This window comes from Pseudomonas sp. JDS08PS003 (assembly GCF_045013505.1).
Lineage (GTDB): Bacteria > Pseudomonadota > Gammaproteobacteria > Pseudomonadales > Pseudomonadaceae > Aquipseudomonas > Aquipseudomonas protegens_B.
Map to the genome: position 1 here is coordinate 5,207,648 of NZ_CP120724.1, position 12,746 is coordinate 5,220,393.

The 12,746-nt window shown below is 61.8% G+C and carries 11 protein-coding genes; 5 read left to right on the plus strand and 6 right to left on the minus strand.

Annotated elements, in window-relative coordinates:
- Nucleotides 1-184: 184 nt before the first annotated feature.
- Complete coding sequence (locus P7C00_RS22875; protein WP_404937436.1) at nt 185-3,136, plus strand: HD domain-containing phosphohydrolase; 2,952 nt, start codon at nt 185-187, stop codon at nt 3,134-3,136.
- A gap of 3 nt (nt 3,137-3,139) precedes the next feature.
- On the opposite strand, the gene P7C00_RS22880 is transcribed toward P7C00_RS22875, so the two are convergent.
- Together P7C00_RS22880 and P7C00_RS22885 are read right to left on the minus strand one after the other, a co-directional pair.
- Nucleotides 3,140-3,622: a GAF domain-containing protein gene (locus P7C00_RS22880; protein ID WP_346632156.1), complete on the minus strand. Its 483-nt coding sequence runs from the start codon at nt 3,620-3,622 to the stop codon at nt 3,140-3,142.
- Nucleotides 3,619-4,509, minus strand: coding sequence for an ATP-binding protein (locus P7C00_RS22885; protein ID WP_123727072.1), 891 nt, complete (start codon nt 4,507-4,509; stop codon nt 3,619-3,621). The genes P7C00_RS22880 and P7C00_RS22885 overlap by 4 nt, the downstream gene beginning before the upstream one ends.
- A gap of 165 nt (nt 4,510-4,674) precedes the next feature.
- Here P7C00_RS22885 and P7C00_RS22890 point away from each other — a divergent pair, with 165 nt between their 5' ends.
- Nucleotides 4,675-6,996, plus strand: coding sequence for a response regulator (locus P7C00_RS22890; protein WP_346632157.1), 2,322 nt, complete (start codon nt 4,675-4,677; stop codon nt 6,994-6,996).
- Here P7C00_RS22890 and P7C00_RS22895 read toward each other — a convergent pair.
- The 3 genes from P7C00_RS22895 to msrB form a co-directional block, all read right to left on the minus strand.
- Nucleotides 6,980-7,441, minus strand: coding sequence for a MarR family winged helix-turn-helix transcriptional regulator (locus P7C00_RS22895; protein WP_404937437.1), 462 nt, complete (start codon nt 7,439-7,441; stop codon nt 6,980-6,982). The two genes, P7C00_RS22890 and P7C00_RS22895, sit on opposite strands and share 17 nt — an antisense overlap.
- The gene (locus P7C00_RS22900) at nt 7,438-7,923 is read right to left on the minus strand and encodes a glutathione peroxidase (protein ID WP_404937438.1); all 486 of its coding nucleotides are present in this window, start codon (nt 7,921-7,923) and stop codon (nt 7,438-7,440) included. Before P7C00_RS22900 ends, P7C00_RS22895 begins: the two co-directional genes overlap by 4 nt.
- Nucleotides 7,924-8,025: 102 nt before the next feature.
- Nucleotides 8,026-8,418, minus strand: a complete 393-nt coding sequence (gene msrB / locus P7C00_RS22905; RefSeq protein ID WP_123727068.1) for a peptide-methionine (R)-S-oxide reductase MsrB — start codon at nt 8,416-8,418, stop codon at nt 8,026-8,028.
- 224 nt (nt 8,419-8,642) lie between these two features.
- Here msrB and P7C00_RS22910 point away from each other — a divergent pair, with 224 nt between their 5' ends.
- Both P7C00_RS22910 and htpX read left to right on the plus strand, forming a co-directional pair.
- Nucleotides 8,643-9,854: a pyridoxal phosphate-dependent aminotransferase gene (locus tag P7C00_RS22910; protein WP_123727067.1), complete on the plus strand. Its 1,212-nt coding sequence runs from the start codon at nt 8,643-8,645 to the stop codon at nt 9,852-9,854.
- Nucleotides 9,855-10,170: 316 nt separating this feature from the next.
- Nucleotides 10,171-11,058: a protease HtpX gene (gene htpX / locus P7C00_RS22915; RefSeq protein ID WP_016965069.1), complete on the plus strand. Its 888-nt coding sequence runs from the start codon at nt 10,171-10,173 to the stop codon at nt 11,056-11,058.
- A gap of 68 nt (nt 11,059-11,126) precedes the next feature.
- Here htpX and P7C00_RS22920 read toward each other — a convergent pair whose 3' ends face one another.
- Nucleotides 11,127-11,792: a thiopurine S-methyltransferase gene (locus P7C00_RS22920; protein ID WP_346632159.1), complete on the minus strand. Its 666-nt coding sequence runs from the start codon at nt 11,790-11,792 to the stop codon at nt 11,127-11,129.
- Nucleotides 11,793-11,894: 102 nt separating this feature from the next.
- On the opposite strand from P7C00_RS22920, the gene P7C00_RS22925 reads away from it, so the two are divergent.
- Nucleotides 11,895-12,662: a class III extradiol ring-cleavage dioxygenase gene (locus P7C00_RS22925; protein WP_346632160.1), complete on the plus strand. Its 768-nt coding sequence runs from the start codon at nt 11,895-11,897 to the stop codon at nt 12,660-12,662.
- Nucleotides 12,663-12,746: the final 84 nt, after the last annotated feature.

Genomic DNA, 12,746 nt, shown 5'->3' on the forward strand with positions numbered 1-12,746 from the left:
TCAAGCCTCTTGCCAGGCACATATCAAAAGGCCAGTATTCCAGCGCCATGATTCACCTCCGCGAGGTCCGTGCCCACGGACTTCCCGACACCCTAATCTCCAGGCAGGGCCAAGGCAGAGAGTACCGGCCTTAACTATGCTTGGTTCCTGAGCCATGCCTGATGTGCCCTTGGAGAGAATTGGAATGCCGAGCACGCCACCGCCTGCACAACGTCGCTTTCCTCTTCATATCCATATCAGCGCGATGTTCACCCTGCTGCTGCTCCTGACTGGCGTAGTGCTGGGTATCTACAACTACCAACAGACCACCCGCATCATTCTGGGCAGCAGTGAAAAGCTCTTCCAGCGCATCGAACAGGATGTGCGCAGCGACCTGAAATCCACCTACAACCCCATACGCCACCTGCTCAGCCTGCTGGCGGACAGTCCGGCGGCCCAGGCTTCGAACCTGGAACAGCGCCTGGCGCTGCTCAGACCGTTCAGCCAGTCGTTGCTGGACAACCCGGACCTGGCCTCGCTGTACCTGGGATATGCCAATGGCGACTTCTTCATGGTGCGGCCACTGCGCAACGCCGAGATCAAGGACAAGCGCCATGCCCCGCCGGACAGTGCCTACGAAGTCTGGAGCATCGAGCGCAATGCCAGCAGCGGCCAGGTTCACTCCCAGTCGCTGTTCTATGACGCAGGGCTGTCCCTGATCGACCGCCTGGAACACTCCGACGAGCGCTACGACCCGCGAACCCGCGACTGGTTCTCCAGCGCCCGAAGCGATGCCGACCAGATCACCACCCGACCCTATGTGTTCTATTCCACCCTCAACGTCGGCACCACCCTGGCCCGGCGCAGCGGCAGAATGGCGGTGATCGCCGCCGATCTGACCCTCGAACAACTGTCGTCGACCCTGGCCAAGCACCGGGTCACACCGGCCACCGAGGTGGCGCTGCTGGATGACCAGGGCAACGTCGTGGCCTACCCCGAAAGCCACAAGCTGCTGCTGGAGCAACGCAGCGCGCGCCTGATCAAGGGCAACGACCTGAACCCGGTGCTCGATGCCCTGTTGCAGGGGCAGACCACTGACGGTCACTTGCAGGCCCTGGGACGCAACTGGATAGTCGCCAGCAGCCATATCGCCGAAGGCGGACCCGGCGGGCTGCAACTGGCGTTGCTGGTGCCCGAGGACGAACTGCTGGCCGATGCCTACCGCCTGCGCTGGCAAGGGGCCTTGATCACGCTGACCACCCTGCTGCTGTGCCTGCCCCTTGGCTGGCTGATCTCGCGCATTCTGGTGCGGCCACTGCACGCCCTGGTACAGGAGGCGGATGCCATCCGCAGCTTCAATTTCGACTACCCGGTGTCGCGGCGCTCGCCCGTGCTGGAGGTGGACCAACTGAGCCTGTCCATGGCCAGGATGAAGGAGACCCTGGCCAGTTTCTTCGAGATCAACGCCAGTCTGTCCGCCGAAACCCGCTTCGATCCCCTGTTGCAACGGGTGCTGTTCGAGACCGTGAAGATCGCCCAGGCCCAGGCCGGGCTGATCTACCTCTCGGAAAGCAAGGGTTCGCGCCTGGAGCCCTATGGCCTGATCATCGATGGGCAACTCCAGGACCTGCCGCGCTTCAATATCGCCACCAAGGACCTGACGGACCCGAGACTCCCGGACTGGCTGCATCAATTGACCGACAACGACAATGTGGTCACGACCCTGGGTTTCGAACAGGCCGGCAGCCTGCAAAGCGTGCTACTGGCCCTGGACAGTCCCAGCGCCCATCTGGTGGGCATCCGCTTGCGCAATCGGCACAACGAAACGGTGGGCATGCTCTTGCTGTTTCTGGTGGACAGCGGCACCGAGGCTGACCTGGACAAACTCAGCCCAGACCGTATCGCCTTTATCCAGGCCGTGTCCGCCACCGCCGCGCTGTGCATCGAGAGCCAGCGCCTGCAGAACAAGCAGAAGCAGTTGCTGGACGCTTTTATCCAGTTGCTGGCCGGTGCCATCGATGCCAAGAGTCCCTACACCGGCGGCCACTGCCAGCGCGTGCCGGCCCTGACCCTGATGCTGGCCGAAGCCGCTGCCGCCAGCCAGGACCCGAGGTTCGCCGCCTACCAACCCAGCGACGACGAGTGGGAAGCCTTGCATATCGCCGCCTGGCTGCATGACTGCGGCAAGGTCACGACCCCGGAATACGTGGTGGACAAGGCCACCAAGCTGGAAACCCTGAATGACCGGATTCATGAAATCCGCACCCGCTTCGAAGTGCTCAAGCGCGATGCCTGGATCGACTACTGGCGGGCCGTGGCCGAAGGCGCCGAGGCATCCACCCAGGCCGCCGAGCGCGACGCCCGCCTGCAGGTCCTGGATGAGGATTTCGCTTTTGTCGCGCGCTGCAATCTGGGGGCCGAGTTCATGGCCGAGGCCGACCAGCAGCGCTTGCAGAACATCGCCCAGCGCACCTGGAGCCGGACCCTGGATGATCGCCTGGGAGTTTCCTGGGAAGAGCAGCAACGCCAGGAGCGCACGCCAGCGCCCAGCCTGCCGGTGCAGGAGCGACTGCTGGCGGACAAGCCGGAACATCTGCTGGAGCGCAGTGCCGTGGAGATCATGGCGGCGGACAATCCCTGGGGCTTCAAGCTCCAGATGCCGGCCCACAAGTACAACCGTGGCGAGCTGTACAACCTGAGCATTCCCCGGGGCACGCTGACCGCCGAGGAGCGCTATGTGATCAACCACCACATCGTGCAGACCATCATCATGCTCGAGCACCTGCCCTTCCCCAGCCACTTGCAGAACGTGGCGGAGATCGCCGGCGGCCATCACGAGAAAATGGACGGCAGCGGCTACCCCAAACAGCTCAAGCGCGAGCAGATGAGCCTGCCGGCGCGGATGATGGCGATTGCCGATATTTTCGAGGCCCTGACTGCGGCAGACCGTCCCTACAAGAAGGGCAAGACCCTGAGTGAAGCGCTGAACATCATGGCCATGATGTGCCGCGACGCCCACATCGACCCGGAATTGTTCGAGTTGTTCATCCAGCAACGGATCTACCAGCGCTACGCCGAACGCTTCCTGGCGCCGCAGCAGGTGGACCCGGTGGATCAGGACGCACTGTTGCAGAAGGCGGGCTTGAGCGCCCGCTAGACGTCAGCAGTCGCTCAGGCGCAGGAAGATCGCTGCCAGTTGCTCGATCCCCGCCTGATCCGCCACGCTGAAGCGGGCCAGCTTGGGGCTGTCCAGGTCGAGCACGCCGATCAGCCGGCCATCCTTGAGCAACGGCACCACCAACTCGCTGTTGGAAGCACTGTCACAGGCGATGTGTCCGGCAAAGGCATGCACGTCTTCCACTCGTTGGGTCTGCAGGGTGGCCGCAGCAGTGCCGCACACCCCACGGCCAAAGGGAATCCGCACGCAGGCGATCTGGCCCTGGAACGGGCCGAGCACCAATTCCTGGTTGCGGTTGAGGTAGAACCCCGCCCAGTTCAGGTCATCCAACTGGCTGAACAGGAACGCCGAGAACTGCGCCGCATTGGCGATAAAGTCGCGTTCATCGGCCAACAGCGACTCCAGCTGTGCGCACAGCAACCCATAGCCATTGAGGCCTTGGCCGGCGCTTTGCAAATCGATCATGCTTTTTGCTCCAACAACTGCAAACCCACCCAATAGCGGGCAAATTGATAGGCACAACGGCCGTTACGGTTGCCCCGGCCCGTGGCCCAGCGCACCGCCAGAATGTCCAGGGCCTCGTCGCGCTGCCACTTCAGGCCCGCCTTGCTCGCCAGCTCGCCGATCCAGTGCTCCACCACATTGAGGAAGTGTTCCTGGGTGAAGGGGTAGAACGACAGCCACAGGCCAAAGCGGTCCGACAAGGCAATCTTGTCCTCCACCGCTTCGCTGGGGTGCAGTTCGCCGTCGACGCGCTTCCAGTTCTCGTTGTCGCTTTCCTTTTCCGGCACCAGGTGCCGACGGTTCGAGGTGGCGTACAACAGCACGTTTTCCGGAGCCTGCTCCAGGGAGCCATCGAGTACGCTCTTGAGCACCCGGTAGTCGCCCTCGCCGGCCTCGAACGACAGGTCGTCGCAGAACAGCACGAAACGCTGGGGCAGCTTGACCAGTTGCTCCACCACCCGCGGCAGGTCCGCCAGGTGATCGCGCTCGATCTCGATCAGCCGCAGACCGCCCTTGGCGTGCTCGGCCAGCAAGGCACGCACCAGGGAGGATTTACCGGTGCCACGGGAGCCCCAGAGCAAGGCATGGTTGGCCGGCAGGCCGTCGAGGAACTGCTGGGTATTGCGTGCCAACTGCTCGCGCTGCTTGTCGACCCCGATCAGATCGCTCAGGCGCATATCCAGGCTGACTTCCAGGGGCAGCAGGAAGCCGCTGCGGCCTTCACGCTGCCAACGGGCTGCCAGGCATTGGTTCCAGTCGATGCTCTGGCGCAAGGTGGGCAGCAGCGGTTCGATCCGGGCCAGGACAGCATCGGCACGTTCAAGAAATGCATTCAATCGGGCATCCACGACTTTTCCTCAGGCACGTTCAAGGTAATGATGCGTCACACAGACCAAACGCCGTCCTGATCAAAGGGTCTATCGCCTTATCAGCTGCTGCCAGGCCAGGCCGGCAACCAAAGATGATCAGCTATGCTTGCGCAGCGAAGGGAAACGAAAGTGGTTCAGCCCCCCATGGATATCAAGTTCACCAACCGCCTGTCCTATAAACAGGCACGGCTCACCGTGCTGGTGGGTTTCATTCTGGGGACCGCGCTCAGTCTGCTGCAAATCGGCATCGATTATGCCAGCGAAGATGCCTCCATCAATCGTGAAATTCAGTCACTGCTGGAAATCAGTCACAACCCGGCCTCACGCATTGCCTACAACATCGACTCCGAACTGGCCCAGGAACTGACCCTGGGCCTGCTGCGTTCCCCGGCGATCATTCGTGCGCAGCTCATCGACAACAACAATACCCTGTTGGCCAACGTCGAACGGCCCGCGCAACAGAGCCGTTACCGGGCCCTCAGCGACTTCCTGTTCGGTGCCGACCGGCAGTTCGAGGACCGTCTGTACCTCAGCCACCTGCCCGAGGAGTCTCTCGGCACCCTGCACCTGGACGTCGACACCTACGCCTTCGGCAGCCGCTTCCTGCGCCGTGCCGAGGTCACCCTGATCAACGGCTTCGCCCGTAGCCTGATCCTCACCGGGATTCTCCTGGCCCTGTTCTACGTGATGCTGACCAAACCCCTGGTGGGGGTAATCCGCGAGCTCAGCAGCCGTGACCCGCGCAGCCCGCAACAGACCAGACTGGAGTTTCCCCACGGCCACGAGAACGATGAAGTCGGGGTCTTGGTCAAGGTGGCCAACCAGCAGTTCGAGATCATGGCCACCGAGATCCAGCAACGACGCAATGCCGAGAACCGCCTGACCGAATACCTCGGACAGCTGGAAAACATCGTCTCGGCACGCACCACCGAACTCAAGGCCAGCAACGCCCGGCTCAGCCAGTCCAACGAGGAGCTGGAAGTCGCCCGGCGCACCGCCCTGGACATGGCCCAGGCCCGCGCTGCGTTCCTGGCCAACATGAGCCACGAGATCCGCACACCGCTCAACGGCCTGCTGGGAATGATCGCCCTGTCCCTGGACAGCCCGCTGAACCCCGAACAGCGCCAGCAACTGTCCATCGCCCACGACTCCGGCAAAGTCCTGGTGGAGCTGCTCAACGATATTCTCGACATGTCCAAGTTCGACGCTGGGCAGTTGGAGCTGGAGCGCATCCCCTTCGACCTCGGGGTGCTGGTGGAGGACACCGCCAACCTGTTGTCGCAGAACGCGGCAGCCAGCGTGGAACTGGCCTGCCTGATCGCCCCGGACTTTCCGGCCCTGGTGCTGGGGGACCCGATGCGGGTGCGGCAGATCGTCAGCAACCTGCTGTCCAATGCCCTCAAGTTCACCCGCTTCGGCCGGGTCGATGTACGCCTGAGCACCCTGGGCGACGGAGTGCGTATCGAGATCTGCGACACCGGCATCGGCATTGCCCAGGAAGCCCAGGTGCGGATCTTCCAGCCCTATACCCAAGCGGGCGCCGGTATCACTCGCCAATACGGCGGCACGGGGTTGGGACTGGCCCTGACCTACAACCTCTGCGAGGCCATGAACGGGCGCTTGAGCATCAGCTCGGAAGTGGGCTTCGGCAGTCAGTTCTGCGCCGATCTGCCGCTGCCGTGCCACACCCCGGCCGTTGCGCCACCGGCGCTGTCCGGCAAGATCATCGCCATCACCGACGCTGGCAGCGGCCTGGCTGAACTGCTGGGTTCCCTGCTGCCGACCTGGGGGCTCGACTACCAGCGCTACGACATCGAGGACTCGCTGGCCGGGCTCGACCCCGACCTGCTGATCACCGATTGCCCGGAATGCCTGTTCGGCCTGCGCCCGGCCATTACCGCGCCGATCCTGCTGGTGACCGCCTATGGCAGCTTCCTGCCCAGCGAAGAGGCCAGCGCCCTGGCGCCGCTGCAGCAACAGGCTCGCCCCCTGGCGCGCAATGCCTTGTATCAGACCCTGCGCCGCTCGTTGCTGGCGGAAACCATTACCCTCAATGACGCCCAGCTGGAAATGCCGGCGCAGATCCGCCGGGCAGACATCCTGCTGGTGGAGGACAACCCGGTGAACCAGCTGGTGGCTAAAGGCATGCTCAGCAAGCTCGGCTGCGCCGTGACCGTGGCCGCCCATGGCGCCGAGGCCCTCAACCAGCTGGAACACAACCGCTTCGACCTGGTGCTGATGGACTGCAACATGCCGGTCATGGACGGTTACGAGGCCAGCCGACAGATCCGTCGCAGCGGACGCTGGCCGGACTTGCCGATCATTGCCCTGACCGCCAATGCCATGCCCGAGGAGCGCGAACGCTGCCGGGTGGCGGGCATGAGTGACTACCTGGCCAAGCCATTCCGTCGCGAGGAACTGATCGCCCTGCTGGATCTGTGGGTGCCCACTACGACAAGGCTTTGATCTGCCGCAGCAAGTGATCGAGGCCGTCGCGCAACTGGTCCAGACTGTTGAGGTCGACCCCGCTGTCGCACAGCAGCGCCGCCTTGAGCGGCGGCACCTGATCCCGTAGCGCCAGGCCTGTTTCACTCAAGCTCAGGTGCACTTCCCGCTCATCACGCCCTGAGCGTTGACGCTGCACCAGTTGCAGCTGCTCAAGACGCTTGAGCAGCGGGGTCAGGGTGCCGGAATCCAGGGACAGACGCTCCCCCAGGGCCTTCACCGTTGGCTGCGGCACAGGCGCCGCCTGCCACTCCCACAGCACCAGCATCACCAGGTACTGCGGGTAGGTCAGGCCCAGACAGTCGAGCATCGGCTTGTAGCCACGAACCACCGCTCGCGAGGCAGCGTACAGTTTGAAGCACAGCTGGGAATCGAGTTTCAGTGAATCCACCGACAGGTCGTTCATTTGAGCAGGGCTTCAATCTCGCGGCTCAGGTCCTGAGGCTTGGTCGCTGGCGCGAAGCGCTTGACCAGCTTGCCGTCCTGGCCAATCAGGAACTTGGTGAAATTCCATTTGATGCCCTGGGAACCCAGGACCCCGGGTGCACGTTTCTTCAACTGGACGAACAGCGGGTGGGCGGCGGCGCCATTGACTTCGATCTTCTTGAACAGCGGGAAGCTGACGCCGTAGTTCAGCTCGCAGAACTCGAAAATCGCCCCTTCATTGCCCGGTTCCTGCTTGCCGAACTGGTTGCACGGGAAGCCCAGCACCACCAGGCCCTGGTCCTTGTAGGTCTGCCACAGCTCCTCCAGCCCCTTGTACTGGGGGGTGAAACCACACTTGCTGGCGGTGTTGACCACCAGCACAGCCTTGCCGGCGAAGTCCGCCAGGGTCTTCTGTTCACCCTTGATGGTGGTGCAGGGAATAGTCAGCAGCGAATCGGTCATGGCAGCAATTCCATTCAAGATAAGAGGCGGAAAAATAGCGCCCAATTAAATTGTGCGCAATTTAATTAATCGAAAGGCGACTCCGAAGAATCGCCCTGTTACTTAACGCGGAACCAGATCCAGGCACACCGAGTTGATGCAATAACGCAAGCCGGTGGGCGGCGGACCGTCCGGGAAAACATGGCCCAGGTGGGCATCGCATTTGGCACAGACCACTTCGGTCCGGATCATGCCGTGGCTCACGTCACGAATCTCGACCATGGCACTGTCGGCGATGGGTTCAAAGAAACTCGGCCAGCCACAACCGGAGTCGAATTTGGCCGTGGAGTCGAACAGCGGCTCATTGCAGCAGATGCAATGATAGACCCCATCGGTCTTGGTGCCGTTGTACTTGCCCGAGAAGGGGCGTTCGGTGCCCTTGAGCCGGCAGACGTTGTACTGCTCCGGATCGAGCATCGCCCGCCACTCTTCCAGGGTTTTTTCCAGCTTTTCCATGGTCCTTCCTCTGCAACGGAAAAAGCCCGATCTGTATCTTTTCCACGGATCGGGCGGCACGTATGATTGCGCCTCGTCAGACGCCAGTCTGGCAGCCGCGTTACACCCATTCAAACGGATTTTGCCGCAGCCGGTGCGGGCTACAGGCCGGTGTGACACGGCAGGATTCCCAGTACGGTAGTTCATCCTCCGCCTGGATCGTTCATTTTCGGGAACACATCGCCATGCAGGTCAGCAAATCGAACAAGCTCGCCAACGTCTGTTATGACATTCGCGGCCCAGTGCTCAAGCACGCCAAACGCCTGGAAGAGGAAGGCCATCGCATCCTCAAGCTGAATATCGGCAACCCGGCACCCTTTGGTTTCGAAGCGCCGGACGAAATTCTTCAGGATGTGATCCGCAACCTGCCCACCGCCCAGGGCTACAGCGACTCCAAGGGCCTGTTCAGTGCGCGCAAGGCGGTGATGCAGTACTACCAGCAGAAACAGGTGGAAGGCATTGGCATTGAAGACATCTACCTGGGCAACGGCGTCTCCGAGCTGATCGTGATGGCCATGCAGGCCCTGCTCAACAATGGCGACGAAGTGCTGGTCCCGGCGCCCGATTACCCGCTGTGGACCGCCGCGGTGAGCCTGGCCGGCGGCAACCCGGTGCACTACCTGTGCGACGAGCAGGCCAACTGGTGGCCGGACCTGGCCGACATCAAGGCCAAGATCACCCCGAACACCAAGGCCCTGGTGATCATCAACCCGAACAACCCCACCGGCGCCGTGTACCCCAAGGAAGTGCTGCTGGGCATGCTGGAACTGGCCCGTCAGCACAACCTGGTGGTGTTCTCGGACGAGATCTACGACAAGATCCTCTACGATGACGCTGTGCATATCTGCACCGCCTCCCTGGCGCCGGACCTGCTGTGCCTGACCTTCAACGGATTGTCCAAATCCTATCGGGTGGCGGGTTTCCGTTCCGGCTGGGTGGCCATTTCCGGTCCCAAGCAGCATGCGCTGAGCTATATCGAAGGCATCGACATGCTGGCCAACATGCGCCTATGCGCCAACGTGCCCAGCCAGCATGCGATCCAGACCGCCCTGGGCGGTTACCAGAGCATCAATGATCTGGTGCTACCGCCGGGCCGCCTGCTGGAACAGCGCAACCGCACCTGGGAGCTGCTCAACGACATTCCCGGTGTGAGCTGCGTGAAACCCATGGGCGCGCTGTACGCCTTCCCGCGGATCGATCCTAAGATCTGCCCGATCCACAATGACGAGAAGTTCGTCCTCGACCTGCTGCTCTCGGAAAAGCTCCTGGTAGTCCAGGGCACCGCGTTCAACTGGCCTTGGCCCGATCACTTCCGCGTGGTGACCCTGCCTCGGGTAGATGACCTGGAACAGGCCATCGGTCGGATCGGAAGTTTCCTCAAGTCCTACCGCCAGTAATCCGTACGACGCAGTGCGATCCTGACCCGATCGCACTGCGATTAATTCAGCAACACATCTTCACTGCCCTGCTCCACGCCCCTTCTATAAGCTTGCACTTTCCACCCTGCCCACTGTCACAAGGTCTGCGCCGAAGTCGGGGGTTGGCCGTGCCTGACAATCGCCTGTGACAATCCCCGATGAAGTTGCAAGGCGAGCGTCTAGCCCCGGGCCAAGCGACACAGTTTGAAATAGAAGCCGTATTGAATAGGCCGTTGCTGCACCTTATATACCCCGCAGTACGCTACATCTTTAGCTTGAGGAGATTTCTACAACCATGATGCGAATCCTGCTGTTTTTGGCCACTAACCTTGCGGTCGTGCTGATTGCCAGCATCACCCTGAGCCTTTTCGGCTTCAACGGGTTCATGGCGGCCAATGGGGTTGACCTGAACCTCAATCAGCTGCTGATTTTCTGTGCGGTCTTTGGTTTTGCCGGTTCGCTGTTCTCACTGTTCATCTCCAAGTGGATGGCGAAGATGAGCACCAGCACGCAGATCATCACTCAACCGCGCACCCGCCATGAGCAATGGTTGTTGCAAACCGTTGAGCAACTATCCCGCGAAGCCGGGATCAAGATGCCCGAAGTGGGTATTTTCCCGGCCTACGAGGCCAACGCCTTCGCCACCGGCTGGAACAAGAACGACGCCCTAGTGGCGGTCAGCCAAGGCCTGCTGGAGCGTTTCTCGCCCGATGAAGTCAAGGCCGTGCTGGCCCACGAGATCGGTCACGTTGCCAACGGCGACATGGTGACCCTGGCACTGATCCAGGGCGTGGTGAACACCTTCGTGATGTTCTTCGCGCGGATCATCGGCAACTTCGTCGACAAGGTGATCTTCAAGAACGAAGAAGGCCAGGGCATTGCCTACTACGTGGCGACCATCTTCGCCGAACTGGTTCTGGGCTTTCTCGCCAGCGCCATCGTCATGTGGTTCTCGCGCAAGCGGGAATACCGTGCCGACGAAGCCGGTGCCCGCCTGGCCGGCACCAACGCCATGATCGGCGCCCTGCAGCGCCTGCGCTCGGAACAGGGCCTGCCGGTGCATATGCCCGACACCCTGAACGCCTTCGGCATCAACGGCGGTATCAAGCAGGGCCTGGCTCGTATGTTCATGAGCCACCCGCCGCTGGAAGAGCGTATCGACGCCCTGCGTCGTCGCGGCTGATCAGCCAACCGGAAACACCCAAAAGGGCGACGCGAGTCGCCCTTTTGCATGGCGCGGGAAAATACCTGTCAGCGTCCGCCCTGCTTTTCCAGACGATAGACTCGCTCCACCAGCCGCGTGACTCCATTCTGGAGAAACTTCCAGCTCTCCCCAAGAATATCGCGCTCAACCTCTACCTCCAGCTGCCAAGTACTCCCGAGCCGCTGACGGACTTCATCGTCGAGTACCGCGAATGGTGGACCGTCCAACTGGGACTGATCGTAATCCATGGTAATCAACAGCCCCTTACAGCCCGCAGGTAGCAGAGCATTGAGGTGCGCGGCGTAGCGCTGACGCATTTCGGGGGGCAAGGCGATCATCGCGGCACGGTCGTACAGTGCGGTACAACCCGCCATATCCTCGGCAGCCAGGGTAAAGAAGTCGCCGCACCAGAGCTGGATCGGACCATGGGCATAGACCTTGAAGCCGCCTTGCTGGCTGAGCTGCGGTTCTAGATTGTGCTCGCGAAAGAAGTCCTCAACGGCCTTCTCCGCCAACTCGATGCCCAGCACCTGAAAACCCTGGTTGGCAAGCCAGATCAGGTCCAGGCTCTTGCCGCACAGGGGCACCAGCACCCGCGCGTCCGTGGGCAGGCCCAAACTCGGCCAGTACTGTTGCAGGTAGGGATTGACCTCTGCCAGGTGAAAGCCGATCTGATCGCGCTCCCAGCGCTTGTGCCAAAAGTCCGCGTGCATGAGAAGTCCTTAAAATTCGATCAAAAAGCGCTAAAACTTATATTAGATTTAGATCAATGATCTGATTGAAGATGGCGCATCTTAACCTTCAGGACCTTCTTCATGCTTCCCAGCCTGTTTATCTCCCACGGTTCCCCCATGCTGGCCCTGGAGCCCGGTGCCAGTGGTCCCGCCCTGGCCAACCTAGCGGCACAGCTGCCACGCCCCAAGGCGATCCTGGTGGTTTCAGCCCATTGGGAAAGCCAGGATCTGCGGGTCAGCGCCCACCCTCATCCGGAAACCTGGCATGACTTCGGCGGCTTCCCCGCCGCCCTGTTTGCCGTGCAATACCCGGCTCCCGGCGATCCTGAACTGGCGGCACAAGTGGTGGAGCTGCTCAAGGCCGACGGCCTGCCGGCGCAGCTGGACAACCAGCGCCCCTTCGACCACGGCGCCTGGGTGCCGCTGTCGCTGATGTACCCGCAAGCAGACATCCCGGTGATCCAATTGTCGCTGCCCAGTCGCCTGGGCCCCGCCCTGCAGACCCGCATCGGCCGTGCCTTGGCGAGCCTGCGGGAACAAGGCGTGTTGCTGATCGGCTCCGGCAGCATTACCCACAACCTGCGGGAACTGGACTGGCACGCTGGCCCGGAAAGTGTCGAACCCTGGGCCAAGGTCTTTCGTGACTGGATGATCGAAAAACTGGCGGCCAACGACGAAGCAGCCCTGCACGACTATCGGCAGCAGGCACCGAATGCCGTGCGCAGCCACCCGAGCGATGAACACCTGCTGCCGCTGTACTTCGCCCGAGGTGCCGGTGGCGAATTCAGCGTGGCCCACCAGGGGTTCACCATGGGCGCGCTGGGCATGGATATCTATCGCTTCGGCTGATAGCTCTCCGGCAAGCCGACGCCTGCAAATCCCAGGCAAAAAAAATCCCCGAACCAGTCGGGGATTTTTTATGCCTGATCAATC